Annotated in this window: 26 protein-coding genes; all 26 read left to right on the top strand. The window is 64.3% G+C overall.

What is annotated here, in order from left to right; genetic code table 11:
* Positions 1-52 precede the first annotated feature (52 nt).
* The 26 genes from ACSQ3O_RS18450 (at position 53) to ACSQ3O_RS18325 (ending at position 25,018) form a co-directional block, all read left to right on the top strand.
* Positions 53-265, top strand: coding sequence for a helix-turn-helix domain-containing protein (locus ACSQ3O_RS18450; protein ID WP_436139991.1), 213 nt, complete (start codon positions 53-55; stop codon positions 263-265).
* A gap of 204 nt (positions 266-469) precedes the next feature.
* Complete coding sequence (locus ACSQ3O_RS18445) at positions 470-952, top strand: phage regulatory CII family protein (RefSeq protein WP_436139990.1); 483 nt, start codon at positions 470-472, stop codon at positions 950-952.
* The gene (locus ACSQ3O_RS18440; RefSeq protein ID WP_436139989.1) at positions 952-1,245 is read left to right on the top strand and encodes a hypothetical protein; all 294 of its coding nucleotides are present in this window, start codon (positions 952-954) and stop codon (positions 1,243-1,245) included. Before ACSQ3O_RS18445 ends, ACSQ3O_RS18440 begins: the two co-directional genes overlap by 1 nt.
* A 92-nt stretch (positions 1,246-1,337) precedes the next feature.
* Positions 1,338-4,028: a VapE domain-containing protein gene (locus ACSQ3O_RS18435; protein WP_436139988.1), complete on the top strand. Its 2,691-nt coding sequence runs from the start codon at positions 1,338-1,340 to the stop codon at positions 4,026-4,028.
* Between the two features lie 369 nt (positions 4,029-4,397).
* The gene (locus ACSQ3O_RS18430) at positions 4,398-4,715 is read left to right on the top strand and encodes a hypothetical protein (protein WP_436139987.1); all 318 of its coding nucleotides are present in this window, start codon (positions 4,398-4,400) and stop codon (positions 4,713-4,715) included.
* Entirely contained in the window at positions 4,702-5,124 is a 423-nt protein-coding gene (locus ACSQ3O_RS18425) for a hypothetical protein (RefSeq protein WP_436139986.1), read from the top strand. The genes ACSQ3O_RS18430 and ACSQ3O_RS18425 overlap by 14 nt, the downstream gene beginning before the upstream one ends.
* Before the next feature lie 302 nt (positions 5,125-5,426).
* Positions 5,427-5,801, top strand: a complete 375-nt coding sequence (locus ACSQ3O_RS18420) for an HNH endonuclease (protein ID WP_436139985.1) — start codon at positions 5,427-5,429, stop codon at positions 5,799-5,801.
* Positions 5,802-5,937: 136 nt separating this feature from the next.
* Positions 5,938-6,510 (top strand): P27 family phage terminase small subunit, encoded by a 573-nt coding sequence (locus tag ACSQ3O_RS18415; protein WP_436139984.1) that lies wholly within the window; start codon positions 5,938-5,940, stop codon positions 6,508-6,510.
* A 6-nt stretch (positions 6,511-6,516) separates the two neighbouring features.
* Positions 6,517-8,229, top strand: coding sequence for a terminase large subunit (locus tag ACSQ3O_RS18410; RefSeq protein WP_436139983.1), 1,713 nt, complete (start codon positions 6,517-6,519; stop codon positions 8,227-8,229).
* Positions 8,226-8,420: a hypothetical protein gene (locus ACSQ3O_RS18405; protein ID WP_436139982.1), complete on the top strand. Its 195-nt coding sequence runs from the start codon at positions 8,226-8,228 to the stop codon at positions 8,418-8,420. Before ACSQ3O_RS18410 ends, ACSQ3O_RS18405 begins: the two co-directional genes overlap by 4 nt.
* Positions 8,407-9,897, top strand: coding sequence for a phage portal protein (locus ACSQ3O_RS18400; protein ID WP_436139981.1), 1,491 nt, complete (start codon positions 8,407-8,409; stop codon positions 9,895-9,897). The genes ACSQ3O_RS18405 and ACSQ3O_RS18400 overlap by 14 nt, the downstream gene beginning before the upstream one ends.
* Before the next feature lie 2 nt (positions 9,898-9,899).
* Positions 9,900-10,829: a S49 family peptidase gene (locus ACSQ3O_RS18395; protein ID WP_436139980.1), complete on the top strand. Its 930-nt coding sequence runs from the start codon at positions 9,900-9,902 to the stop codon at positions 10,827-10,829.
* 143 nt (positions 10,830-10,972) lie between these two features.
* Positions 10,973-12,445: a phage major capsid protein gene (locus ACSQ3O_RS18390; protein WP_436139979.1), complete on the top strand. Its 1,473-nt coding sequence runs from the start codon at positions 10,973-10,975 to the stop codon at positions 12,443-12,445.
* A gap of 80 nt (positions 12,446-12,525) precedes the next feature.
* A complete protein-coding gene (locus ACSQ3O_RS18385; protein ID WP_436139978.1) occupies positions 12,526-12,972 on the top strand; it encodes a hypothetical protein in 447 nt (148 codons plus the stop codon).
* 7 nt (positions 12,973-12,979) lie between these two features.
* Positions 12,980-13,336 carry a hypothetical protein gene (locus ACSQ3O_RS18380; RefSeq protein WP_436139977.1) on the top strand — a complete coding sequence of 119 codons (357 nt, stop codon included), beginning with the start codon at positions 12,980-12,982 and terminating at the stop codon, positions 13,334-13,336.
* A 57-nt stretch (positions 13,337-13,393) separates the two neighbouring features.
* Positions 13,394-13,975 (top strand): head-tail connector protein, encoded by a 582-nt coding sequence (locus ACSQ3O_RS18375; protein WP_436139976.1) that lies wholly within the window; start codon positions 13,394-13,396, stop codon positions 13,973-13,975.
* 2 nt (positions 13,976-13,977) lie between these two features.
* Positions 13,978-14,295 (top strand): phage head closure protein, encoded by a 318-nt coding sequence (locus tag ACSQ3O_RS18370; protein ID WP_436139975.1) that lies wholly within the window; start codon positions 13,978-13,980, stop codon positions 14,293-14,295.
* Positions 14,292-14,723, top strand: coding sequence for an HK97-gp10 family putative phage morphogenesis protein (locus ACSQ3O_RS18365; RefSeq protein ID WP_436139974.1), 432 nt, complete (start codon positions 14,292-14,294; stop codon positions 14,721-14,723). The genes ACSQ3O_RS18370 and ACSQ3O_RS18365 overlap by 4 nt, the downstream gene beginning before the upstream one ends.
* On the top strand, positions 14,720-15,076 hold the full coding sequence (locus tag ACSQ3O_RS18360; protein WP_436139973.1) for a DUF3168 domain-containing protein: 357 nt from the start codon (positions 14,720-14,722) through the stop codon (positions 15,074-15,076). Before ACSQ3O_RS18365 ends, ACSQ3O_RS18360 begins: the two co-directional genes overlap by 4 nt.
* Before the next feature lie 142 nt (positions 15,077-15,218).
* Positions 15,219-15,869: a phage tail tube protein gene (locus ACSQ3O_RS18355; RefSeq protein ID WP_436139972.1), complete on the top strand. Its 651-nt coding sequence runs from the start codon at positions 15,219-15,221 to the stop codon at positions 15,867-15,869.
* A 113-nt stretch (positions 15,870-15,982) separates the two neighbouring features.
* Positions 15,983-16,462, top strand: a complete 480-nt coding sequence (locus tag ACSQ3O_RS18350) for a phage tail assembly chaperone (RefSeq protein WP_436139971.1) — start codon at positions 15,983-15,985, stop codon at positions 16,460-16,462.
* Positions 16,459-16,806 (top strand): DUF1799 domain-containing protein, encoded by a 348-nt coding sequence (locus ACSQ3O_RS18345; RefSeq protein WP_436141147.1) that lies wholly within the window; start codon positions 16,459-16,461, stop codon positions 16,804-16,806. The genes ACSQ3O_RS18350 and ACSQ3O_RS18345 overlap by 4 nt, the downstream gene beginning before the upstream one ends.
* A gap of 67 nt (positions 16,807-16,873) precedes the next feature.
* On the top strand, positions 16,874-22,261 hold the full coding sequence (locus tag ACSQ3O_RS18340; protein WP_436139970.1) for a hypothetical protein: 5,388 nt from the start codon (positions 16,874-16,876) through the stop codon (positions 22,259-22,261).
* Positions 22,258-23,205 (top strand): hypothetical protein, encoded by a 948-nt coding sequence (locus ACSQ3O_RS18335; RefSeq protein ID WP_436139969.1) that lies wholly within the window; start codon positions 22,258-22,260, stop codon positions 23,203-23,205. Before ACSQ3O_RS18340 ends, ACSQ3O_RS18335 begins: the two co-directional genes overlap by 4 nt.
* Positions 23,202-23,879: a hypothetical protein gene (locus ACSQ3O_RS18330; RefSeq protein ID WP_436139968.1), complete on the top strand. Its 678-nt coding sequence runs from the start codon at positions 23,202-23,204 to the stop codon at positions 23,877-23,879. The genes ACSQ3O_RS18335 and ACSQ3O_RS18330 overlap by 4 nt, the downstream gene beginning before the upstream one ends.
* Entirely contained in the window at positions 23,876-25,018 is a 1,143-nt protein-coding gene (locus ACSQ3O_RS18325; protein ID WP_436139967.1) for a hypothetical protein, read from the top strand. Before ACSQ3O_RS18330 ends, ACSQ3O_RS18325 begins: the two co-directional genes overlap by 4 nt.
* Positions 25,019-25,020: the final 2 nt, after the last annotated feature.

The raw sequence follows: 25,020 nt of genomic DNA, 5'->3' as shown, positions 1-25,020 counted from the left end.
TGAATAATGCAAATTGTCTTTGCTTAATTACGCAAATGTGCATAATGCGCGCATGAGCAAAACCTCCGAAAACATCCAGTCCCTTCGCAAGGCTGGAATGACTCAGACCGAGATTGCGAAGCAAAGCGGTGTCCCCCAGTGCCGTATCTCGCGCTGGGAAAAGGGGGATGTGCCGAAGGCCGCTGATGACGCCTTGAAGCTGGCCGACCTGGCGCGGCGGATGGCAATCACTGCGCCCGCCGGGCAGGGCATGGCACATGCCTAGCGATTCACTTTCAGCGCCCACCACGCCCCAGGCCGCATTGCCGGGGCCTCTCTCCCACCCCTCCACAAGGTGTGCCGCGCGCGGGCAGGTGCGCGGCGCTTTGTGCGGCTGCGTGGTGGTGCGCTTTTCTTTTCTCGTTGTCATGGCCCGCAGTGTCTTGCTGCGCGGCCGTGTGTGTCTGTAGCGTTTTGACAGGTGGAGCAGATGGACATTCTTGATTCGGTGCGGCGCCAGGTGCGCCATTACCCCGGCGGCCTGGAGGCCGTTGCTGCGCGGCTGGGCAAGAGCCCTAGCACGCTGGAAAAGGAACTGCGCGCGGCGCCCCAGTACAAGCTGGGTGCGGTAGACGCGGCGGAGATTGCGGCGATGTGTGCCGACGCTGGCACGCAGCATTGCCTGGAGTACCCCACGCGGGTGGCCGAGGCGGTGGGCTGCACGCTGCTGGCCTTGCCGCCCCACGGCCACGGCCTGGATGAGGTGACGGCTGCGGCGGTTGCCGAGCTGATGCGCGACCTGGCCGAGGTGGTGACCACGGTGACCAACGCCGACAAGGACAACGAGATCAGCACCCGCGAGCTGCGCGACATTCAGGCGAAGTGGGCTGAGCTGGTGGGCGCAGGGCAGGCGCTGCTGCAGATGATGCAGGCTAAGCACGACCGCACGATGGCCAAGTGGGAGGGCAAGTGATGCGGCCCGCCGGTGAAGTGCGCCAGGCGCTGTTCAATGCCTGCTGTGAGCTGGCGACTGTTGAGCGTGGCCCCACGTTGAAGGAGATTGCGGCCCGCGCCTGTGTGGGCCTGCAGGCCGCGCGCAACACGTTGCCAAATATGGTGCGGGCCAAGCAGCTGCGCAGCCCACGCGCGCGGCAGGTGGACTACCGCAACAAGCCGGTGGCCGAGTATGTGCCTGCTGCCCTGGTAGATGACCAGGGTGACGGCTTTGTGGACTTGAGCGCAGTGCTGCGGGCATGGGGCGGCTGACACCCTATGACCTTTGCACTGAACGCCGCTGGCGGTGGAGACGCTGGCTTCTGTGACTTTTGCGGTGGGGTGCGTGCATGAGCGGTGCCCCATTGCCCCCGATTCAATTTGCTGCCCTGGCAGAAGCGCTGCTGACCAGCGCGGACCGGCTGGTGCCCCTATGGTTGCCTGATGGCGAACGCCGGGGGCATGAGTATGTTTGCGGGTCGCTGAGTGGCGGCAAGGGCAGCAGCTGCTCGGTGAACATGGTCAACGGCCGCTGGGCCGACTTTGCCAGTGATGAGCAGGGCGGCGACCTGTTGAGCCTGTATGCGGCCATCCATGGCCTGAGCATGGCGAAGGCGGCTGTGCGGGTTGCGCGCGAAGAAGGGCTGGAGAGCGTGGCCGGGCTGGTGATGGCGCCTGCTGGTGGCACGCCACCACCGCCTGCGCCGCCCAGGCCTGCGCTGCCGCCCAAGCCCAAGGCAGAGCCCGAGGGCTGGACCACAGTGGTGCCGGTGCCTGCGCATGCCGCAGAGCCCACATTCAGGCACTACCATCGCCAGCCGCAGGATATTGAGCACACGGCCACCTATTGCGTGGACGGTGAGGTGTATGGGTATGTGGTGCGCTTTCGCACGTCTGACGGCGGCAAGGACGCGCTGCCTTACACCTGGTGCCAGAGCGCCCGCGACGGTGCTGCCAAGTGGCACTGGCGTCAGTGGGATGAGCCGCGCCCCTTGTTCTTGCCGGATGGCCTGCTGCCCCATGGCCGCACGGTAGTGCTGGTGGAGGGGGAGCGCAAGGGCGAGTGCCTGCAGGTGCTGCTGCACCGGGGCGCGCCTGGCGTGTATTGCGTGGTGAGTTGGCCGGGTGGCAGCAAGGCGTGGCAGCGGGCCGACTGGTCTTGGCTGGCTGGCTGCACGGTGCTGGCCTGGCCGGACTGCGATGCCAAGCATGAGCCGCTGACCGCTGCCGAGCGCAAGGCCACGCCTGACAAGGCCGCGCAGTTGGTCATTCAGCAAGCCAAGCCGCTGCTGCCGGTGCATGAGCAGCCGGGGATGAAGGCGATGCTGGGCATTGGCGCGCGGTTGAGGGATGCACACGGCTGCACGGTCCAGCTGCTGCCCATCCCTGCCCCTGGTGATGTGCCTGATGGCTGGGATGCGCGCGATGCCATCGAGTCGGACGGCTGGGACTTTGCGCGCGTGCAGGCGTTCTTTGCGCAGGCGTATGCATTGCCGCAGGACGTGGCGGCGCCAGAGCCAGCGGCTGGAAAAAAAATCGATGGTCTCGTTGGCACCGGGAGCGGTGGTAACGGCGGGGATGGCGGGAGCGGGGGCCCTGGCGGTAGCGCGGCCCTGGGTGATGACGATGATGACGACGATGCGGGCATGACGCGCATTGGCGCGTACATGGTGCCCGACTGGCTGGTGCCGTACTACGACAAGGCCAACAAGCGCTGGCTGGCCAGCCGCAAGATGGTGATCCTGATCCTGGAGCGCGACCCGGCGCTGCGTGATGTGCTGGCTTACAACGAGCTGAGCAACAACGTGCAGGCCCGTGTGGCGTGGCCCTGGGCCTATGCCAAGGCCGGGGATGTGACCGATGCGGTGGACCTGCTACTGGGCAAGTACCTGACCGACACCTACGGCCTGCCGAGCATCTCGCGCGCGGCCCTGGCTGAGGCCATCCAGACGGTGGCGCACACACGGCGGTTTCACCCCATCCGCGAGATGCTGCGGGGCCTGCAGTGGGACCAGAAGAGCCGCATTGATAACTGGCTGGTGCATGTGCTGGGTGAGAGCCCGGACACGCTGAGCAAGCCGATGCTGGAGTACCTGCAGATCGTGGGCCGGTGCTGGCTGCTGGGCATGGTGTACCGGGTGATGGAGCCGGGCTGCAAGTTTGACTACTGCCCGGTGCTGGAGGGCGCGGGCGGGCTGCGCAAATCCACCCTGGTGGAAGTGCTGGCGGGCAGCGAGTATTTCAGCGACACCCCGTTTGAAGTGGGGCGCGGCAAGGAAGCGCAGGAGCAGGTGCAAGGCCTGTGGCTGTATGAGATTGCCGAGCTGACGCACTTCAGCAAGGCCGAGGTGGGCGCCATCAAGGCGTTTATCAGCAGCAAGGTGGACCGCTACCGTGTGGCCTATGGCGCCACGGTGGGCAGCTTTGCACGGCAGTGCCTGCTGGTGGGCACCACCAACGAGAACACGTATCTACGCGACCGCACGGGCAATCGGCGGTTCTGGCCCATCCCGGTGCGGCACATCATCAACACCGATTGGTTGAAGAAGTACCGCGACCAGCTGCTGGCCGAGGCGTTTGCGCTGTACCTGCAGGGGGCGGTGTACACGCCCACAACCGAGCAGGAGCGCAGGCTGTTTGTGCCGATGCAGGAAAGCCGCCTGGTGGAGACGGCGGTGCTGTCTGAGCTGCTGCATGTGCTGACCAGGGCGCCCACGTCGGCGGGCATTGGCGCGGTGGTCAACGACCTGACGGAATTCGTGACCATTGCGCAGCTCACCCTGGCCCTGGGCGTGGATGCGGCGAAGAGCACGCCCGCGCTGGAGGGGCAGATCCGCAGCTGGCTGGACCATGAGGGCTGGGAGCGGGCCAAGAAACAGATCAACGGTGCCAGGGCCTGGGGGTATGTGCGCCCCAAGAACTGGCCGCCGCAGGACAAGGACGATGGGCTGGATGCGGGCATGTTGCCGCCCGATGCGCCCACGCCACCGGCACCGCTGGCCCCACCGCCAGCGTCGAGCCCATACACACAGGAAGGTGACGATGCGCCGTTTTGAGCAAAAGCTCACGGCGCTTGAATCGCGCCGTGCTGCAAACGCTGGGGGAGGCGTGATTCGCGCCAGCGTGCCCGAAGGGCAGGGGAGCGCTGTGCGCCCTCGTTGCGGCGCGGTGGCGGGGATGTCACTGCATGCGCCTATGACCTGAGTGTCCAAGTGTCCAAGGTGTCCAGCGTTTTGCATGGACACCACCAGCACCCCTACTTCCCCAGCAACTGGGGGTTGAGGCTGCTGCATTGCCCGGTGGGACTGAAGGCGGTGCCCGGCGCAATTCACCAAGGCGGGCGGGCATAGGCAGGCACACCCACGGGCACGTGCGCGCAAGCGCCTTCACCCTTCCCGTGATCTCTATAGAAAAGGATGGACAGTATGGACACTGCTACCCCAGCAAAGTCAGTGGACGACAAGATTGCTGAGATCAAGGCGCATATGCCTGATGTGTACGCCTCGATCCAGCGCAAGGCCCGTGAGATTGGGGGCGATGCATTCACGCTGGTGCGGCGCGGCCTGCGTGGTGAGCGTGGGTGCTTCTACGCAATGGAGGCGGGCCGCGTGGTGGGTGCGCCGTTTGACAAGGCCCACCCGGACATGAAGATCGCGGCGCGGGCGATGGTCGAGTTTGGTTGTGCACACGTGTGCATTTGGCCCTTGAGCGAAGAAGAGGCGCGGCAGTATGGCGCGGCTTAGGCACATCCAGCGGCGGCTGGAGAACTGGGCCATCTGGTCTTCGCGCGGCGCCAGCGGCGGGCGTGGGTTTGCTACGCGGTCGGTGCTGGCCAGTGAGGTGTGGTCCCGTGGGTCATACAACCATGTGGCCATCCCGGTGGAGGATGAGGAGGCGGCGCTGACTGATGAGGCGGTGCGCGCGCTGAAGCTGGGCAAGGGCCATCTGTTCCTGACGCTGGAGTGCATCTACCTGAAAGACCTGGGGATCAGTGCCACGGCGCAGCGTATGCAGCGGGCGCAGTCCACCATCAAGGCGCAGCTGGAACAGGCTGACCACGCCATTGCCGCCTGGTTGGAGGCGCGTGCCGAGGAGCATGAGCGCAAGCGGGTTGCGGCCCGTGTATCCGAAGCAAAAGCCAAGGCGCTATAGACACCGAAAGGAGTTTTACAACATAGACCTTTTGGGTACATTTCAGGCACTGTGTGTGTATTGCGCCTCCACCCGCAATGCATCAGTGGGAACCCCGGCAAGTGTTGAGCTTGTCGGGGTTTTTCTTTGTGTCGATAGGCGAGTTACCCGGACACAGGCGGCACTGAGCGGCGCGGGGTACTTGGGTCTGGCGAGCCCTTAACGCATAAGTAGAGCCTTACATCCTGGATTGCCTCAGAGCGTCATAGCTTGGGCCTAACTCTTCCCTTTGTGGAGCCGGATCGAGTAACCGGCGACTATTCATGCCCATTGCCGCCCCTCGCCCTTGCAATCACCCCGGCTGCGGGGTGCTGGTGCGTGATGGCACAGGCCGCTGCCCCAAGCATCCGAAGAAGTCCTGGGCGCCAGCGGCGAAGGAAACCAAGCGCGTCACCGGCCGCAGGCTGCAGGCGATGCGCGCTGATCTGTTCAAACGCAGACCGCTGTGTGAGCCATGCGAGGAGGAAGGGCGCGTAACGCTCGCCACCATCCGCGACCACCGCATCCCGCTTGCCGAGGGTGGCGCCGATGACCCGAGCAATGAGCAGTCGATCTGCGGCCCCTGCCATGACAAGAAGACCAAGGCAGAGACGGCGCGCGGTGTGCGCCGCGCCTGGGGAAACTACCGCGACGGCTGAACCCAGCCCGCGCGCCCGGCCCGAGGGGGAGGGGGTGGTCTGAACTTTGGAGCCTTTGGCCTGGAAACCGACCGGTTCCCCAAATTTTTGCGTGCGCGGGTTTTAGGGGGTGGGGGGGGTAGCCCAGGAGGACGATATGGGAAAGCGAGGACCGGCGGCGAAGCCCACCGAGCTGAAAGTGCTGGAGGGAAATCGGGGAAAACGGCCGCTGGCCGTCAACCTGGACAGCACCTTCCGACCAGAAACCGGTATGCCCACCGTGCCCAAGGGCCTGAGCCCTGGTGCGCGCAAGGTGTGGAAGCGCCTCGGCGCCGAGCTGCTGCGCTACAACCTTATCTCGGTGGTGTACAGCGACATCTTCGAGGAGTTGTGCGAGACCGTTGCCGATGTGAAGGAGCTGCGGCACTCCATCCGCGCCAAGCAGAACCTGCTGCGGTCCGAGGGCAAAGACCCGATGGCGGCGTTCACCGTGCTGACGCCCAACGGCATGCCCCAGCAGCACCCGCTCTACCAGATCCTGAAGAGCGAGCGCCAGATGATGCTGTCGCTGCTCGCCAAGTTCGGCCTGAGCCCAGCAGAGCAGGCGAACGTCACCACCGCCATCCGCGCGCAGCTGCAGCTGTTCGAGGGTGAGGGAGGCGACAAGCCCACCGAGGAAAAACCAACGGCGCCCGCTGCCGCGCCCAAGGGGTTCGCCGACTTCGATTGATTCACCATGACCCGACCACACGCCGAGTACTTCGAGCGCGCGAAGGCCTACGCCCGCCGCGTGATCGAAGGGGTGGAGGTCGCGGGCAAGTTTGAGCGCCTGGCGTGCAAGCGCTTCCTGAACGACCTGGACCGCCAGGGCTCCGATGGCTTCCCCTACGTCATCGACGTGCGCAAGGGCGGCCGGGCGTGCCAGTTCCAGGAGCTGTTGTGCCACATCAAGGGCGAGTGGGCCAAGCCGATCTACGTAGATGGCATGGTCACCTACGCCAAGATCAGGCTGGAAGACTGGCAGATCTTCGCGGAGTTCCAGCTCTTCGGCTGGGTGCACGCTGAGACCGAGCTGCGCCGGTTCCGCCGCTCCTATGAGGAGATCGCGCGCAAGAACGCGAAGTCCACCCGCGCTGCGGGCCGGGGTCTGTACCTTGCGTTTGCCGACGATGAACCAGGCGCCCAGGTGTACAGCGCTGCCACCACGGCAGAGCAGGCAAAAGAGGTGTTCGACACCGCGCGCGAGATGGTGCTGCGCGATAGCGAGTTCCGCGCACGCTTCGGCGTGACGGTCGGCCGCTACGACATCACCTGCGCCAGCTCGGCCAGCAGCTTCAAGATCATGAACGCCGAGGCGTCCACGCAGGACGGCCTGAACGTGCACGGCGGCATCGTGGATGAGGTCCACGCGCACAAGAAGCGCGACCTGTGGGACGTGATCGAATCCGCCGACGGCGCCCGCAGCCAGCCGCTGATCAGCGCCATCACCACGGCGGGCAAAGACACCGGCGGCATCGGCTACGAGCTGCGCGGGTACACCATCAAGGTGCTGGAAGGCACCCACGTCGATGAGACCTGGTTTGGTGTGATCTACACCATCGACGAAGGCGACGACTGGAAAGACCAGAAGATCTGGCGCAAGGCAAACCCCAACATGGGGATCAGTGCCAAGGTTGAGAAGCTGATCGCCACCTGCACCAAGGCCATCGCCACACCATCGGCACGCGGCAACTTCCTCACGAAGCACTTGAACGTGTGGACCAACGCCGGGGTGGCCTGGATGGACATGGAGGCCTGGAACAAGTGCGGCGACAGCACCCTGCGCGAAGAAGACTTCGAGGGCTGCGAAGCCGTCACCGGCATGGACCTCGCGGAAAAGCACGACTTTGCCGCCAAGGTGAAGGTGATCGAGCGCGACGGAAAGTGGCACGTGTTCACACGTGTGTACTACAACGAACAGGCGGCGGCAGAAAGCAAGATCGCGCAGTTGCCGGGCTGGATCGAAGAGGGGTTCGTGAGAGTCAGTCCGGGCAACCAGACGGACTTCGACATGGTGGGCAATGACCTGCTGAAGGATCGCAACCTGCATGACCTGCGTGAATGCGCCTATGACCCGGCCCTGGCTGGCTACTTCGCGCGCACGCTGCTGGAGAAGGGGCTGCCCATGGTCGAGATCACGCAGCGGTCCACCTTCTACACCCAGCCGCTGCTGCAGGTGCAGGCGTTGGTGCTCAGCGGCCAGCTGGTGCACGACAACAACCCGCTGATGAACTGGATGATGAGCAACCTGGTGGTGATCACATCCAAATACAACGAACTGAAGTCGCCCACCAAAGAGCGCGAGGAGAACAAGATCGACGCGCCCATGGGCATGTTGATGGCGTTCGGCCGTGCGCTTGCTGGGGTGGAGATCGAAGAAACCATTGACAGCGACTACTCCTTCGCATGAACAGCAACATCTTCAACACATGCCTGGCCCTGGGCTGGCTGCTCACCGTCGCCGGTGTGGTGGGGCTTCACTCGCTTGCGGCCGGGCTGCTGGCCGGTGGCCTGCTGCTGCTGGTCATCACCATCCTGCTGGCACGCTGGGCCGGGGTCAAGGCGCCTGCGCCGAAGAAGGAAAGCCATGTTTCTGACTAACCTGCAGGCGGTATCGGAGGAGCGCAACCCTAGCGACGACTTCTGGTTTCAGCCTGGCGCAGCACTGGGACACACCCAGTCCGGCGCCGTGGTGACCGCTGAAACGGCCATGCGCCTGAGCACTGTGTTCAAGGTGATCAAGGTCATCAGCGAAACCATCGGCATGCTGCCGATGCACATGTACCAAGCCCTGGGGCCGCAGCAGCGCGAACGCATGCGCGCCCACCCTGTGGCCCGGCTGCTCAGCTCCAAGCCCAACCAGTGGCAAACGCCGATGCAGTTCCGGCAGATGCTGGAGGCGCACCGTTCACTGCGCGGCAACGGCTATGGCCGGATCTACTGGGCCGACAACGGCGACCCAGAAATGATCGTGCCTCTGCACCCTGACCGAGTGACGGTCGAGGTGACGGCCAACGGCCTGCCACGCTACCAAGTGCGCTCGCTGGATGGCACGCGCACCGAGACCCTGTTGCAGGGCGAGGTGTTCCACCTGGTGGGCCTCACGCTGGACGGCTACGTGGGCATCAACCCCATCCAGGCCGAGCGCGAGGCCATCGGCAGCGCCATTGCAGCACGCGACTACGGTAGCCGGTTCTGGAACAACGACGCACGCCCGCCGTTCTACATCAAGGTGCCCCAGACCTTCAAAGACAACGAAGCGCGCAAGAACTTTCGCAGCGAGTGGCAGGTGGCCTACGGTGGCTCCAATCGCGGTCGGCCGGCTGTGCTGGACCGAGGCATGGAGATCGCTGAGCTGGGCGTGAACAACAGCGACTCGCAGTGGCTGGACTTCCGCAAGTACAGCGAGGTCGATATCTGCGGCCTGTGGCGGATGCCGCCCCACAAGATCGGCATCATGGACCGCGCCACCTGGGCCAACGTCGAGCACATGAACATCGAGTTCGTGTCCGATTGTTTGCTGCCCCTGGCGGTGAGCTGGGAGCAGACCGTGGCCCGCGACATGCTGCCGGAGGACACGGAAGAGTTCTCGGAGATGCTGCTGGAGCTGCTCCTGCGCGGCGACACCAAGACCCGGTACGAAGCCTATGGCAAGGCCATTCAGGACGGCTGGATGACCCGCAACGAGGCCCGCGCCCTGGAAAACCGCAACCCGCTGCCTGGCCTGGACGAACCCCTGCAGCCGCTCAACATGACGACGGCAGGCGCCGCAATGCTGCCCCGAGGCGGTGGCAGCGCAGGCCGCGCCGCTGCTCTGTTGGGCGCTGCCGCTGCCCGCATTGCCCGCAAAGAGGTAGGCATGCTGCAGACAGCCGCCAAGCAGGGCCAGCCACTGGCTGCTGCCTTTGCAGGGCATGACCGCTTCGTGGCCGAGGTGATGGCGGTGCCCCACGCTGCGGCCGAGGCCTATGCCGCCGCCGCGCTGCGCCAGGCCGAGCAGCTCAACCTGGCCGAGGGCTTTGACGCCCAGGCCTGGACCGATGCACAAATTGCCGCTTTGCTGCGGCTGGAAGGATGACCATGCTGCTGCTACTTGCAGAGTTCTACGCAACGCCCTGGGCGCTGGACCCCGCCATCCACGCCCAGATGGAAATGATCCTGGAGCGCTGGGCCGCAGGCACCCGCCTCACGCCGGACCAGATCCAGGCCGCTGTGGGCACTGCGCCCCAGACTGCAGCACAGCGCCGCGATCAGGCCAGCCAGGCCAGCGGCGGCGCCGTGGCCGTGGTGCCGGTGTACGGTGTGCTCACGCACCGCGCCTATGCCGCCCAGTCGGTCAGCACCACCCTCACCAGCACTGAAGGCCTGGCAGCGCAGATCCGCGCGGCCGAGGTCAACCCCGAGGTGTCCAGCATCGTGCTCGATGTGAACAGCCCTGGCGGCTCGGTGTTCGGCGTGCAGGAGGTGGGCGACGCCATCTACAAGGCGCGCAGCGCCAAGCCGGTGATCGCAGTGGTCAACTCCATCGCAGCCAGTGGCGGCTACTGGGTGGCCTCGCAGGCCACCGAGGTGGTCATCACACCCAGCGGCATGGCAGGCAGCATCGGCGCCTTCATGGCGCACGAAGACCGCTCGCAAAAGTACGCGCAGGAGGGCATTAAGCGCACCTACGTGCACGCCGGTAAGTACAAGGTCGAGGGCAACGACAGCGGCCCATTGGAAGGCGAGGCGCTGGAATACACCCAGGCCATGGTGGACGGCTTTTACAGCAGCTTCGTGCGCGCTGTGGCCCGTGGCCGTGGCGTCAGCGTGGAGACCGCTCGCGGTCCTGACTTCGGCCAGGGCCGCATGGTGATGGCAAAGGACGCAGTAACGCGCGGCATGGCCAATCGCATCGCCACGCTCGATCAGGTGCTTGCCGAGCAAAGCAAGCCCAGCGCGCGCCGCAGCGCCAGCAGCCTGAGCGCCTCCACCGCATCGGCCCGCCTGCAGATCCTGCAGGCAGGCTGACCCCTGCAACCCAGTACGCGGCACGACAGCGCCGCACCGCTGCCGGCCCGTTGGCCGGTGGCGCAGGCCGCCGCCTGGCTGCTGTCAAACCCACCCCGTTCCGGCCCGCCTTGCGCGGGCTTTCTCATTTTTGAAAGACGCCCATGAAAAACTTCCGCTCCTTCCTGGCCTTCGTGGCCATCGCCGCCCTTGCGGTGGGTGCTGCCTTTGCTGCACCGCCTGACTTGCTGCTGGCCCATGCCATCCTGCCGCCTGACGCATTCGGCACAGGCCACCTGATGGCCTTTGCCGCTGCGGGCAGCATCAAGCAGCTCAACGCGCTGCTGGCCTCGCGCAAGTCCACCCTGGACGCCATGGCCGCCATCACCGCTGCCGCCGAGGCGCGAGAGGATGGCATGCTCACCGCAGACGAACGCACCCAGTTCGACGCGCACGCCGACAAGATCAAAACGCTGGACGGCGATATCGCCCGTGTGCGCTCTAACTTGGATGCGGCCCGTACCGGTACCTCGGTCGAAGTGCCTGACGGTCGCATCTCGGTCGAAGACAACCGCGCTGCAGATCCACGCGGCGGCTTCCGCTCCATGGGTGAGTTTGCTGCTGCCGTGCATGCAGCCAGCGTTGCGGCTGTCAACGGCCACCAGGTGCGCGATGACCGGCTGATCTTTAACGCTGCAGCGCCAGGCAGCAGCTACGCCAATGAGTCGGCTGGTTCTGATGGTGGCTTCCTGGTGCCTTTGGAGTACAGCCAGAACATCTTCCAGGCCAGCCAGAACCAGGTGGATGCACTGCTGCCTTACACCGACAGCACCCCGGTCACGGGCAACAGCATGGCCTTCCCGGTGGACGAAACCACTCCTTGGGGCAGCTCCGGCATCAAAGCCTTCTGGACCAACGAAGCCGCCGAGATGGCAAAGAGCAAGCCCGCGCTGGACCCCATGCAGCTGCGCTTGCAGAAGCTCACCTGTCTGGTGCCTGTCACGGACGAACTGCTGGCGGACAGTGGCGCCATCGGCTCCTACCTCAATGCACAAACGCCTGTGGCCATGAACTGGCGCACCAACGAAGCGCTGTGGGGCGGTGACGGTATTGGCAAGCCGCGCGGCTTCTTCCTCGGCGGCGCAATGGTTTCCGTCGCCAAGGAGTCGGGCCAGGGTGGTGGCACCGTGGTGCGTCAGAACATCACCAAGATGCGCGCCCGCATGGCACCTGCCAGCTACCGCCGCGCCTTCTGGATGATCAACAACGACGTGTTGCCGCAACTCGATGAGCTGGCCTACGGCCAGGTCGGCACCAACTCTGCCATCTACAACCCTGTGGGCGGTGACTTTGGATACGGCACGTTGCTGGGCCGCCCGGTGATGGTCACCCAGCACAACCCCACTGTGGGCGCGCAGGGCGACATCGCCCTGGTGGACTGGAAGAGCTACCGCACCATCACCAAGTCGGGCGGCGTCGAGACGGCTACCAGCATGCACCTGTGGTTCGACCTGGGCCTCACAGCCTTCCGCGCCATCTTCCGTGTGGCAGGCCAGCCTCTGGTCACCAAGCCCATCACTCCCAACAACGGCACCGCTACCCTGTCGCCGTTCGTGGTGCTGGACGTTCGCTCCTGATCGGCCTGGGCCAGCAGGTAGTGCAGGCCGCTGCGGCGGCCTGCCTTTCGTTTTGATCCTCCATTCACAGGAAAACCATCATGCAACTCAATGCAAAGCTGCGGGAACTGTTCCCGCTGGTCGGCGTGCTGTCGCCCGCCGCCACCATCAACGTCGAGCGCTTCTCCACCGTGGTGGACATGGGCGCCCACATCCAGGCCTTGGCCGTCGTAGCCCTGGGCGACATGGCAGCTGAAACCATCGACGCCAAGCTCTACGCTTGCGACTCGGACGGCAACAACGCCGTGGCCCTCACCGGCAACAGCGCCACGCAGCTGGCTGCCCACGCCAGCAACAACGACAACAAGCAGATCGTGCTCAACGTGCGCTCTGATGACCTGCTGGCCAGCGGCAAGCGCTACGTCAAGCTGGGTGTGGTCACTGGCGGCGCCTCGGGCGGTTCGGTGGCTGCGGTCATCCTGGCGCAGCCGCGCATGGGCAACGCCGCCACGGTGGACTTGTCCAGCGTAGTGCAGCTGGTGGGTTGATCGCACCATGGCGACCACCCCACCCAAGCTGGTGCGCGCCCTGGTGGACTTCTACCAGGGCGGTACCAAGGTGTACGCCGCAGGCAACCTGTACCCCGAGTCCGACGCACTGCTGCTCATGAAGGCGCGCGGCGAAGCCGAGGTGCCCAAGGTTGCGCCCGAGTCCAAGGCAGCGAAGGCGGCGCGCGAGGCCCAAGAAAAGGCCGACCGCGAAGCCCAGGAAGCTGCAGATGAGGCAGCGCGCGAAGCCCAAGAAAAGGCAGAACGCGAAGCAGCGGAAGCCGCCGATGCCGCTACCAAGGCAGCTGCCGAGCAGGCCGCTGCAGCCACTGGCGCAGGCTCAGCCGAAACCCCCAAGACCTGATCTCCCTTCGCCTTGCGCCTGCCACCCTGGCGGGCGCAAGCCAAAGGCGGAACCACCATGCCCACCATCAAGATCACCGACGCCACCGTCGAGCCGCTCACGCTGCCCGAGGCCAAGGCCCACCTGCGCGAAGAGCAGGCCGAAACCCACAACGATCTGCTGATCACCAGCCTGATCACCGTGGCCCGCCAGACGGTAGAAGACCGGCTGCAGCGCACGCTGATCGAAACCACCTGGCTGCGCACCATGGACGCCTTCCCGCGCTGCGGCGGCCACATCGAGCTGATCAAGCCGCGCGTGCTGTCGGTTGAGTGGGTGAAGTACCTGGCGCCCGATGGCACCCTCACCACGCTGGACCCTGCTGCGTATGAGCTGGACCCCACGGCCGAGCCCGGCCTGCTGATGCCCGCCTACGGCACCAGCTGGCCCGCCACCCGGCAGCGGCCTGGTGCGGTGCAGGTGCAATACAAGGCAGGCTACGGCACCACGGCCACAGCGGTGCCAAAGACCATCATGCAGTGGATCAAGCTGGCCCTGACCGAGCTGTATGAGAACCGCAGCCGCAGCGCAGAGCGGCCCGTGCTGCCGCAGGAGTTTGCTGACGGCCTGCTGGACACCTACAAGATCTGGAGCGTGTAGCCATGGACCCCGGCAAGCTGAAATGGCTCTGCATCCTGCAGCAGCCCGCGACGGGGCAGGACGCCATCGGCCAGCCGCTCACGGGCTGGGTGGAAGTGGCCCGCTTTTGGGCAGACATCCGGCAAACGGGCGGCCTGGAGGCCATCAAGGCCGGGGCGGTCACGGCCAAGGTGCAGGCATCCATCCGGCTGCGCTACCGCACCGGCATCACCACCGGCATGCGGGTGCTGTGCGGCGATGTGGCCTACAACATCCTGGCCGTGTTGCCTGACCTGGTGGGCAAGGACCACACCGACCTGGTGTGCGAGGTCATCACATGATCAGCGCCAGCTTCGACTTTTCCAAGATCAACGCCAAGCTGGACAAGATCACCAAGGCAGCAGAAGAGGGCGTGCGCCCTGCCGCCCAGGCGGGTGCTCAGGTGTTCTATGAAGAGATGCTGCAGCGCGTGCCGGTGGGCAAGCAGGTGCACAGCACCAAGGGCAAGAAGTTCACCTTCCAGCCTGGCAACTTGCGCGCCGCCATCTACCAGGCCTATGCCGACGACGAATCGGGCGATGGCCGAGCCGTCTACCGCGTGAGCTGGAACAAGAAGAAGGCCTTCTACGGCGCTTTTGTCGAGTTCGGCACCAGCAGGACGGCCGCCCAGCCCTTCCTGCGGCCCAGCTATGACGCTCGCCGGGCGGCGGCGTTGTCTGCTGTCAAGCAGGTGATGGCCGCGCAATTGCAGAAGGTACTCCCAACATGAGCGCAGAACAGATCATCTTTGCCGCCCTGCGCGGCCTGGTCGCCGACCGCGTGTACCCCGACGTGGCGCCCGAGTCCTCCACGCTGCCGCGCATCGTGTACCAGCAGGCCGGGGGCACGGCAGCGCAATACGCCGAAGGCAACCTGCCTCAGGAGGAGAACGCCCGCATGCAGATCGCCTGCTGGGCCACCACCCGCGACGCCGCCACCACGCTGGCCAAGCAGGTGGAAGACGCCCTGGTGGCCGCACCAGGCTGCACGGTGCATCTCATCGGCAAGCGCGTGTCGGTCTATGAGGAAGACACCGGCCTGCGCGGCGCGCGGCAGGACTTCTCGGTCTGGAGCCCGCGCTAACCCAACCCCGCGCAGTGCACACGTGTGCACTGCCACCCCAGCAAAGCCCGCCAGGTGCAAACCGGCGGGCTTTTTCGTTGCCCGCGAGGGCGCTTCTTCGGCCCACCTCGCGTGGGTTTTTTCACTTCTGAAAGGCCCCAATATGGCTCGTACCCCTTCTGGAACCATTCGTTCCATCGCTACCGCCTTCGCTACAGCGAAGACCATTTCCGCCATCACCAATGCGGCAGAGGCATCTGTCAGCGCCACCGCGCATGGCTGCTCGGTTGGAGACATCGTAGAGGTGACCTGCGGGTGGGCAAATCTCAACAAGCGCGCCTGGCGCGTGAAAACTGTGCCGGATGCCAACACGTTGGTGTTGGAGAAGGCAAATACCTCCAGCGCCACGATCTACCCCACAGGCGGCGGTGTGGGGTCACTGCGTAAGGTCAACACCTGGGTGCAGCTCACCAGCACGCTCAATCACAGCAGCTCGGGCGGTGATGCGAAGAAGGTGACCTACAAGTTCGCCGAAAGCAATGTCGAGTACTCGCTCACCGACGGCTTTGCCGCAGTGGATCGCCAGTTCGACATGGATGCGGACACCATCGGCACGCCCGGCTACCAGGCGCTGCTGGATCTGACCGAGGTCCAGAGCGACACCATCATGCGCAGCGTTGCCAAGAACGGCGCCATCAGCCTGCTGCCCTGCACGGTGAACCTGAACGAAGAAGAAATCGAGACCGAAGGCCAGATCGTGGTCTGCCGTGTCGCGATCTCTGGCAACGCCAAGAGCACGCGCTACGCCTCTTGATAAATCCCCGGGCCCCAGTGGCCCTCAACCCCGCACCGACCCGGCCTTGTTCGCTCTTTCGCAGGAGCGGCAGGGCTGGGCACGGGCATTTACATCCTGCGAGAGAAATCCACATGACCAACAAAGCACCGAAAGTCGTCCAGCCCGTCAAGCTCAAGAGCCTGAAAGGCGGCCAGGCCTCCGAGTTCCCTCTCACCATCCCCGTGCAGCGCCTCGATGGCGTGGTGATGGAGCTGAGCATCACTTTCCACGCCTTCGGTAAAAAGGCCTGGACCACCATTAAGGACGAATTCCACGAGAAGCTGCGCGCCGACGCCGCAGCCCGTGCTGCCGCCCTTGTCGCCCCGGCTGGCGATGCGCAGGCCGTAGATGCCGCACCTGCAGAGCCTGAGCCCATCAAGCTCGCGCCGCGTGTCAGCAAGGGCATCGAGAACGACGCCAGCCTGGTGCTGCAAATCGCCAAGGGCTGGGACCTGGAAGACGAATTCAACGCGGAAAACCTGCAGGACCTGGAAGACCGCTTCGGCGGAGCGCTCACCGCCATCGTCAACGCCTATGACAAGGCCATCTACCAGGGGCAGTTGGGAAACTGAGGGACTGCGCCCGTGCGCTGCATGAGCCGCCTATTACCGAGGCGGAAGCGCACGAGGCGGGCTTCGAGCTGGAGGATTACGACACCGAAGAGGTCGTGATCTGGCCCGAGAACGAGCTGGCGGTGCAGATGTTCTGCCGCATCGGCACCCGCTGGCGCTACATGGCGCGCGGCATGCAGGGCGCCATGTTCGTTGCGGGCGTGCAGTGGGAGGCCGTGTACCCGCTGCTGGACCGCCTGGGTCTGTCGGCTGACGACTGGGCCGACCTCCTGCAGCAGCTCGAAGTCATGGAACAGGCCGCGCTGCCGGTTATCCGGGCCTCCATGGCCTCCAAAACCAAATAGCCACCCTCGGGTGGCCTTTCTATTTCTGGGCTAGCCATTGGCGGGCCCTTTTGCTTTGTGGGGCGCTATGTCTGAAGACCTGAGCACAGAGATCAAGATTGGCGCCGACGCCTCCGGGGTGGAGGCTGGCGTGGGCAAGGCCAAACGCTCGCTCGCATCCTTGGGCCAGGCCGCCGACCAGGTGGGCAAGGCAGGGGGCGAGGGCATTCTGAAGATCGGCGCCGGTGGCGAGGCCGCTGCCCGGCGTGTCGAGGCCGCCACCAAAAACACCATCGCCAGCATCCAGCGCCAGATCGCTGCGTTTGAGGCTGGTGGAACTGCCTCGCGCCAGTACCAGGAGTCGCTGGCCCGCATGCGCGGCATCGACACCAACGCACTCAAGCCCTACCTGGACCAGCTGGACGCAGCCCGCGCCAAGGCCGAGGCGGCAGGAAAGGCCCAGAACGGCCTGCGAGACACCATCGGTTCAGTGGCCGATGGCTCCGCCATTGCTGCCCGTGCCATGGGCGCCCTGGGCCTGGTTGTGTCCGCCGCATTTTCGGGCGCCAGCATCAAGGCCGCCGCCGACATGGCCGACAGCCTGGACGACATGGCCGAAAAGACCGGCATTGCAGTGCGCGAGCTGTCGGCCCTGCGCTATGCGGGCGAAGTGGTGGGGACCCCGCTGGAGGCCTTGGGCACCGGCATTCGCAAGCTCAGCCAGAACATGGCCGCCGCCGCTGGTGGTGCCAAGGAGCAGGCCGCAGCCTTCAAGGCCGTGGGTGTCAGCATTCAGGAGGCCGATGGCTCCCTGCGCTCGCAAGATGCCGTGCTGGGCGACATCGCGACCAAGTTCGCAGGCTACCGCGACGGCGCAGAAAAAACCGCCCTGGCCATCGAACTGTTTGGTAAGCAGGGCGAGGCCCTGATCCCGTTGCTCAACCAGGGCGCTGCGGGCATCGCACTGCTGCGCGCCGAAGGCGAGAAGCTGGGCGCAGTGTTTGGTGGCGAAGTTGCCAAGCAGGCGGCTGACTTCAACGATAACCTGAAGCGCATCCAGCTCAGCTCCGAAGGCGCGCGCCTGGCGGTTGCTGGGGAGCTTCTGCCCACGCTGAACAAGCTGGCCACGGCCTTCATCGAAACGCGCGACGGTTCGCAGAGCCTTGCCACCACGTTGGGCAGTGGCGTGCGCACCGTGGTCGAGGCGGCGGTGGTGCTGTACTCCGATGTGGTGTTCGTGCTCAAGGGCATCGGCCGCGAGATCGGGGGTATTGCCGCGCAGTATGCGGCCTTCATGAAGCTCGACTTCAAGGGCTTCCGAGCTATCAGCGATGCTGTCACGGAGGATGCGAAGCGCGCCCGCGAAGAGCTGGACAAGTTCCAGCGCGACCTGCTCAACAGCCGCTATCTCACCAGTAAGGCCGGTGCAGGCCGTGGCACCGCAGCAGATCCGCGCGTCCTGGGTGACACCAGCATTGCCGCACCTGTGGTCCAGAAGCCCGAAACGGGCAAGGTGGACTCATCCATCAAGGCAGAGCAAACCGCCTACGAATCCCTGATGGCCACGATCCGCACCAAGATCGAGACCGACAAGGCCGAGCTGGCGGGCGCCGGTGCGCTCACCGAAAGCCGCAAGCTGGCAATCAAGCTCGAAGAAGAGCTGACCACCGGCAAGCTCAAGCTGACCGACGCGCACAAGCGTGAGGCGCTGGCCGCCATCGACCAGCTTGCCGTCCTGGAGCAGCAAAAGAAGGCCCTGGCCGCTACCAAGGCCATGGACGCAGAGCGCCTGCAGATCGCCGAAGAGCTGGCCCAGGCCTACGTGGCTGAAGACAAGGCCCGCAGTGCTGGCCGCGCTGCCGTGTCCGCCTACTCCCAAGGCATCAGCGAGAGCAACGACGCCCTGCAGTACGAAATCTCGCTCATGGGCTTGAGTGAGCGTGCCCGCACCGTGGCGCTGGAGCAGTACCGCATCGAGCTGGATCTGAAAAAGCAGATCGCGGCGATTGATGCCAACACCAGCTTCAACGAAACCCAGCGCGACGAAGAGCGCGCACGCGTGCGTGCGGCCGCAGCCATTGCCATGAGCAACGCTGCCAACAAGCAGTTTCTACAGGAGTGGAAAAGCTCCGTGGAAAAGTACGACGACATCTTCCGCCAGGGTTTCGCCGACATGCTCAACAGCGGCAAGGACGGCTGGAAGAGCTTTACTCGCTCGCTGGCAACCACCTTCAAGACCACCGTGGCAGACCAGATCTACAAGATGTTCGCCCAGCCTCTGGTGATCAAGCTCGTGGGCAGCCTTATGGGCGTGCTCGGTGGCGGTGTTGCCAGCACCGCAGCTGCGGCGACTACAGGCGGCTCAGCTCTGAGCACCGTCGGTGGCATTGGCTCTGCAGTTTCTGCGGCCACAAGTGCATTCGGTATTGGCGCAAGCTACGGTGTCCAGAGCCTGTTTGCCAATGGTTTGACGGGCACCCTAGCGGCTGGTGGCCAGATGATTGGCGCAGGCTCCATCGCTAGCGGCCTGGGCACTATTGCGGGCGCTCTCGGCCCCATAGCCCTGGGCGTGGGCGCGCTGATGGCCATTGCCAAAGCCACCAAAGGCGAAACCCGCACGGGCGGTCAGTTCGGCGTGGCTTTTGACGGCAGCGTGACCAACCAGCGCCGGGGCCAGACCTACACCATTGAGGGCCAGCAGTTCGACCGCGATTTCACCAACGGCCTGCAGACCGCGCTGAAGGATGGCATTGCCTACCGCCTGGAAGGCGACCCCGTGGCGCAGGAATCCGCAATCCGCGAGGCAGTGGCGGGCACGGCCAGCGGCATCAATGGGTTCCTCAAGGCCCTGGGCAGCGCTGCAACCCTCACCGGGTTCTCTGCTGGCCTGGAAACCTCCGGCAAGGGCCGGGGCGGCGTGTTCGCTGGCGGCCTGCTGTCCACTGGCGCAGCCTTCGGCGAATCCGGAAAGGGCGACAACTACGCGGGCACGCTTTACGAGAAATTCAGTACCAACAGCCCCGACTTCAAGACCGCGCTGGAGAACTTCACGCTTGACCTGAAGCAGGCAACCATTCAGGCGCTGCAGACCGTCTCGGACATTCCACAGGCGGTGCAGAAGATGCTCAAGGGCGTGGACGCCGAGGGCCTGACCGAAGACGTCGCCAACAAGCTGCTGGAAACCATCAATGCCCAGATCGTGGGCGTGAACCAGTTCAAAGACGCCCTGAAGGGCATGGGCCTGGACACGCTGGCCGCGCTGAGCTTTGACGCTGCCGCAGGCCTGGCCGAAGTGTCCGGTGGGTTCGACAAGCTGCTGGGCAACCTGCAGACCTACTACACGAACTTCTTCACCGGCGAAGAGCAGCGCGCCAACCTGCAACGCTCGCTGGCGGAGCAGCTGTCCACCCTTGGCCTGCAGCTGCCCGACATCAACGCCAGCAACGCGCGCGACCAGTTCCGCGCCCTGGTGTCGGCTGCCGAGAAGGACATGAGCGAGTCCGGGCGCAAGACCTACGCCACGCTGCTGGCCCTGTCTGGCGCCTTTGCGTCCATCACCGATGCAGCCACGACGACAACCCAAACGCTGGAAAACCAGCGCGAGGCTTACTACAGCGCTGTGCAGCGCTCCGTTTCAGACCGTAATAAAGCCCTGCAGAGCCAGCTGAGCGCGGCGCAGGAAATCGAGAGCACGCTCGAAAGCCTGTTCGACATCTTGCACACCAACGTGCGCGAGCTGTACGGCGAAGTGGACGGCACGCGCAGCATGCTCGCCACGCAGGGAAGTGCGTTCATCGACCAGGCGCTGGCCGCCGCGAAGGCATCCGGCTACCTGCCAGACGCTGACAAGCTGGCCGAGGCCATTGGTGCTGTGCGCGACGGCATCGGCGCAGGTGCATACACCAGCCAGTTCGCCGCCGACCGCGACCGTCTTGTGCTGGCGGGCAAGTTGTCCGGGCTGGAGGAGATTGCTGGCAAGCAGTTGACCGACGCACAAAAGACGGTCCGCGCGCTCGAAACGCAGATTGAGCAGAACGAGCAGGTGCTGGACAACTGGCGCCAGGCCATCGACATCGCCAATGGAACGTATCAAGGCGTCCTGAGTGTGGAGTCCGCAATCCAGCAGCTGAGCGGCGTGCTGGGTGGTGGTGCTGGTAGCACGCGCCCAACGGCTGCAACCGGTAGCCTTGGCGGCGGTGTTGTCGGCCCTGGCTACCGTGATCGCGGCACGGTGCCGCTCGCAGGCTATGGCGCTGACGAGGCACTCAGCAGCTTTGACAAGTTCAAGGCCTGGTATCAGGGGCTGAGTTCGAACGGTAACGTGGCGGCGCTGCAAAGCGACAGCTACAAGGTTCCCGATTGGATGCGCGTTATGCGCTTGGCTGGGGACGGCAGCGATAAGGAGATGTTCGGGACGTACTTGAATTTCAAGAACAACCCAACCTTTGCTAAGGACTTCGAACAGATCATGCTGACCGGCAAGTCCAGCCAGCCCACAGACGGCAGTACTCTGGTGCGCAGCGATCTGTCAAAGATGCCTGCAGATGTGGCTGAGTATTTCCGTGCCAACCAAAACTCACTGCTGAGCTACGAAGGGTTTGGCCTAGACCCCGTGCTGGGCTACAAGCTCTACAAAGACGGCCCTGGTCAGTTTGGCTTGGACATCAAGCGCGAGAACTTCACGGAGTGGCTGCGCACCCACAAGTGGACCGAGGGCGGCATTGTGGAGTCGAATAACACGCTGACCTACGCTAACGCCCAGTACCAGGGTTACAAGCTCCCCCGGTGGGATACATCCAGCGGCAACGTGGTGGATCTGGACGGCCGGATCTACACGCCCGAGGGTAAGTTCCTGGGCACGGCCAGCCGCGAAATGATGAGCAGCATCTATGGCGCGGCCTTCGTGGGAACCACGGGCGGCAGCTATGGCGACGCCACGCGCTCGGCTCTTTACAACAGCCAGGTGCAGGGCGGGGCGAGTGAGGCTGACTACTACGGCGCTATCAAGACCAACCTGGACGCAGCCATTGCTGGCGGCATGTCCGCGCAGGGCATCGCTGATGCCATCACGCAGACCGGTGCCTCGATGTCCGACGTGGCTGCAGCCTACGGCATCACCGTGGCCCAGCTCGAAGAAAACCTGCGCGCGGGCGGTGCAACCAACATCCCCAAGTTTGCGGGCGGTGGCGATCACTTCGGTGGCTTGCGCATCGTGGGCGAAAACGGTTGGGAGGTTGAGGCCACCGGGCCTTCGCGGATCTGGAACCAGCATCAACTGGGTGAGGCTCTGGGTGGTGGCGGTGGCGAGCTTTTGGAGGAGATCCGCCTTCTGCGTGACGAGGTGGCCCAGCTTCGCGCGGCAGCCAGCACTACAGCCAGCAACACCGCAGGCCTGCCGCAGATGACAGACCAATTTGACAGCGTGACCGGTGGCGGCAACGCGCTGCGCAACCAGCCAGTGGCAGTAACAGCATGAACATCCTGCTCCCCAAAACTATCACCGCCGCGATGTTCCAAGCGGGCACCACCATCCCTGCTGTGGATACCGCAGCGGGCGAAGTGGCCTGGGTGTCTGGCACCAACTACGTGGCGGGCAACCGCCGCGTGGACGGCGACTACATCTACGAATGCGTCAAGGATGTCAACACCTCCCCGCAGAACACCTACGCGCCCAGCGACATCCGCTCGTCCGGGTGGTGGCTCAAGGACGAAGGTGCACCCACCAACCGCATGGCGCCCTTCGATAAGTATCTGTTCACCAAGGCGCGAAAGGCTACCAGCCTCACCTATGTGATTCGTCCCGGCTTTGTGACTGGGTTGGCCATCTACGGCCTGGAGGCGGATCGTCTTGCTATCACGGTCAAGGATGGCGGCACAGACCTCGTGCCACCAATCGCCATTGACCTGTGGCAGCAGGCCATTGGTGAGTGGGAGTACCTTTTTGGTGAGCTGCAGCGCGGTACGTACTTCACCCTCAAAGACCTGCCACTGCGTCCCAATGTTGAGATCAGCATCACCGTGTCGCGAAATACGCCAGGTGTTGAGGCTGCAGTGGGGTTCATCAGCTTTGGTGTCTGGAAGCGCCTGCTGGCTCCGAAGAAAAGCATCAGTGGTGCGCAGTACGGCATGGAGTCCGAGACCAAGGATTACAGCTACGTCAAGGACAACGATGACGGCACCTACATAGAGAAGCTGGGACGCAAGTCCACCAACATCGGGTTGACCTGCGTTATCGACGCCGAGCAGGCCCCGGCCGCACAGGCGCTGCTCGATCAGATTCTCGGGAAAGCAGTTGCCGTTGAGGTGAGCAACTTGCCTCGCTACAGCCACCTTGCCACCGTCGCAAAAGTCACCGGGAAGATTCGCAGCACCTCATGGGAGGTGGCTGATGTGTCCCTCACTTTGAAAGGAAACGTATGACCTTACCGGTTGCTCCGCCAGCGAAGCCCACAGTGCCGCTGTATCCAGCACTTGGTAGCCCGACATTTAACGCCGAAGCCTACACCTTCGGCAGCAGCATGCCCGGCGTTGTGTCGGGTATCGACGCGCAGGTGCAAAACGCCTTCACCAACGCCACGGCGGCCAACGAAAGTGCAATCGCTTCTGCTGCCAGCGCGGCTGCATCTGAAGCCTCGGCGCTTGCGTCGTTGGCTGGCTCCAACTTCAAAGGGGACTGGGCAGCACTGCCAGTCGGTCCCCTGAACCGACCTGCGAGCGTGGCGCATATTGGGCGCACCTGGTTGCTCTTGGCCGACCTTCCCAACGTCGCTGCAGCTGAGCCCTCGAACACATCGCCTTACTGGCGCGCCAATGACGTGGTGCTGCCGCTGGTGCCTGTTTCCACAGCCACCGCGACCATGCTCTCTGGCAAGGAGTATTCCGTGGATCGCAATGGCCAGGTGACGCTCACCATGCCGGCCCCCATCGAGGGCGCTGTCGTGGTCATCACCGTGACAAACAAGCGCAACGACACCGTGTTGCTTCACAACGGGGGCTTGTTCGAGGATGAGGCGGCTCTTGACGATGTGACGTTGATCGAGCCGAAGCGCTACGCCTTGCGATTCACAAACAACGCCTGGAGGGGTTTCAAATGATGTTCAGCACTCAATTCAGCGGTGGCGGTGTTCCGCTTGGCGGCGTGGTGCAGGGCTATGGCCTGACCGAGCCGATGTATGTGCGCCGTGACGGCCGCGCACTTTCCCGTGCGGCATATCCGCGCCTGTCCACCAAGTTTCCATTTGGGCGTCTTACCGGAACGATTCGCACGCTACCCAATACGCCGACCGGTTATGGCGTGGTTGCTAGTCCAACTTACTTCGTGGTGCCAACATCGGCCAACAACCCCGGCATTCAGTATTCGACAGACGGCGCGACCTGGTCGTCAGCATCTGTGTCCATGCCCAGTTCGTCCGTGGCAGCCCTCATTTGGGCAGGCACGCGATTCTGCGCCGTGAACACCACGACGACGGTGCCCTTTGTCACGACTGCAGACAACCCTAATTCGACGTGGACGAACACAACTGGCGGTTTCAATAGCGTACCCACCGGGCTTCTCAATCTCTTGGCCTACGGCTCAACGCCTGGGCGGATCGTCAGTGTCAACGGCGCCAGCAGCACCAGCGTCCAAACACTCGATAACGGGTCCACCGCGTGGGTGTCTCGTAGCGGCCTGGTATCGCTCAATCGCCGAGGGGTCTGCTGGTCCGGGCAAAAGTTTCTCATCGTGTGCGAAAACGCTGCTGTAGTCAGCTCTTCCGCGGACGGCATTACCTGGACCGAATCGCAGATCCCTGAGGCCATCGCAGCATCGTCTGGAGACATTGCCAGCAACGGCGCAGGCGTGGTCGTTATGCCCGGGGCTGCGTCAGGGCTGTGGGTCAGCACCGACCACGGTGCTACATGGTGCCCTGTAGGCATCCCTGGCGTGGCCAGTTCGACCGCGTGGAAGGTGACTTACTCGGGCGACCGGTTCTTTATTCCTACCGCGCTGGGCGTCGCAATGTCCCTGGATGGAAAAGAGTGGTTCGTCGAAGCCCAGTCTCTGCAGGCCCGCACGCTCAATTCGGGCTTTGCGAAAAAGGGCTCTGCCATTGTGCAGATTCAAGGCAGCGCCACGGCTTACTCGTTCACTGAATCAGCGACGGACTTCTGCGTGCCCATGGGGGATGTGTATGTCCCCTCTGTTTCCGGTAACCCCGTTGCTTCAGCTCCCACGTTCATCCGGGCACTTTGACC

This window comes from Acidovorax sp. LjRoot74, from assembly GCF_964254355.1.
Classification (GTDB): Bacteria; Pseudomonadota; Gammaproteobacteria; order Burkholderiales; family Burkholderiaceae_C; genus Acidovorax.
This window is presented reverse-complemented; position numbering and strand designations above follow the sequence as displayed.

Excerpts from the sequence above, each read along its gene's own strand:
- ACSQ3O_RS18450 (WP_436139991.1), top strand. The coding sequence starts at position 53 with ATGAGCAAAACCTCCGAAAACATCCAGTCCCTTCGCAAGGCTGGAATG.
- ACSQ3O_RS18445 (WP_436139990.1), top strand. The coding sequence starts at position 470 with ATGGACATTCTTGATTCGGTGCGGCGCCAGGTGCGCCATTACCCCGGC.
- ACSQ3O_RS18440 (WP_436139989.1), top strand. The coding sequence starts at position 952 with ATGCGGCCCGCCGGTGAAGTGCGCCAGGCGCTGTTCAATGCCTGCTGT.
- ACSQ3O_RS18430 (WP_436139987.1), top strand. The coding sequence starts at position 4,398 with ATGGACACTGCTACCCCAGCAAAGTCAGTGGACGACAAGATTGCTGAG.
- ACSQ3O_RS18425 (WP_436139986.1), top strand. The coding sequence starts at position 4,702 with ATGGCGCGGCTTAGGCACATCCAGCGGCGGCTGGAGAACTGGGCCATC.
- ACSQ3O_RS18420 (WP_436139985.1), top strand. The coding sequence starts at position 5,427 with ATGCCCATTGCCGCCCCTCGCCCTTGCAATCACCCCGGCTGCGGGGTG.
- ACSQ3O_RS18415 (WP_436139984.1), top strand. The coding sequence starts at position 5,938 with ATGGGAAAGCGAGGACCGGCGGCGAAGCCCACCGAGCTGAAAGTGCTG.
- ACSQ3O_RS18410 (WP_436139983.1), top strand. The coding sequence starts at position 6,517 with ATGACCCGACCACACGCCGAGTACTTCGAGCGCGCGAAGGCCTACGCC.
- ACSQ3O_RS18405 (WP_436139982.1), top strand. The coding sequence starts at position 8,226 with ATGAACAGCAACATCTTCAACACATGCCTGGCCCTGGGCTGGCTGCTC.
- ACSQ3O_RS18400 (WP_436139981.1), top strand. The coding sequence starts at position 8,407 with ATGTTTCTGACTAACCTGCAGGCGGTATCGGAGGAGCGCAACCCTAGC.
- ACSQ3O_RS18395 (WP_436139980.1), top strand. The coding sequence starts at position 9,900 with ATGCTGCTGCTACTTGCAGAGTTCTACGCAACGCCCTGGGCGCTGGAC.
- ACSQ3O_RS18390 (WP_436139979.1), top strand. The coding sequence starts at position 10,973 with ATGAAAAACTTCCGCTCCTTCCTGGCCTTCGTGGCCATCGCCGCCCTT.
- ACSQ3O_RS18385 (WP_436139978.1), top strand. The coding sequence starts at position 12,526 with ATGCAACTCAATGCAAAGCTGCGGGAACTGTTCCCGCTGGTCGGCGTG.
- ACSQ3O_RS18380 (WP_436139977.1), top strand. The coding sequence starts at position 12,980 with ATGGCGACCACCCCACCCAAGCTGGTGCGCGCCCTGGTGGACTTCTAC.
- ACSQ3O_RS18375 (WP_436139976.1), top strand. The coding sequence starts at position 13,394 with ATGCCCACCATCAAGATCACCGACGCCACCGTCGAGCCGCTCACGCTG.
- ACSQ3O_RS18370 (WP_436139975.1), top strand. The coding sequence starts at position 13,978 with ATGGACCCCGGCAAGCTGAAATGGCTCTGCATCCTGCAGCAGCCCGCG.
- ACSQ3O_RS18365 (WP_436139974.1), top strand. The coding sequence starts at position 14,292 with ATGATCAGCGCCAGCTTCGACTTTTCCAAGATCAACGCCAAGCTGGAC.
- ACSQ3O_RS18360 (WP_436139973.1), top strand. The coding sequence starts at position 14,720 with ATGAGCGCAGAACAGATCATCTTTGCCGCCCTGCGCGGCCTGGTCGCC.
- ACSQ3O_RS18355 (WP_436139972.1), top strand. The coding sequence starts at position 15,219 with ATGGCTCGTACCCCTTCTGGAACCATTCGTTCCATCGCTACCGCCTTC.
- ACSQ3O_RS18350 (WP_436139971.1), top strand. The coding sequence starts at position 15,983 with ATGACCAACAAAGCACCGAAAGTCGTCCAGCCCGTCAAGCTCAAGAGC.
- ACSQ3O_RS18340 (WP_436139970.1), top strand. The coding sequence starts at position 16,874 with ATGTCTGAAGACCTGAGCACAGAGATCAAGATTGGCGCCGACGCCTCC.
- ACSQ3O_RS18335 (WP_436139969.1), top strand. The coding sequence starts at position 22,258 with ATGAACATCCTGCTCCCCAAAACTATCACCGCCGCGATGTTCCAAGCG.
- ACSQ3O_RS18330 (WP_436139968.1), top strand. The coding sequence starts at position 23,202 with ATGACCTTACCGGTTGCTCCGCCAGCGAAGCCCACAGTGCCGCTGTAT.
- ACSQ3O_RS18325 (WP_436139967.1), top strand. The coding sequence starts at position 23,876 with ATGATGTTCAGCACTCAATTCAGCGGTGGCGGTGTTCCGCTTGGCGGC.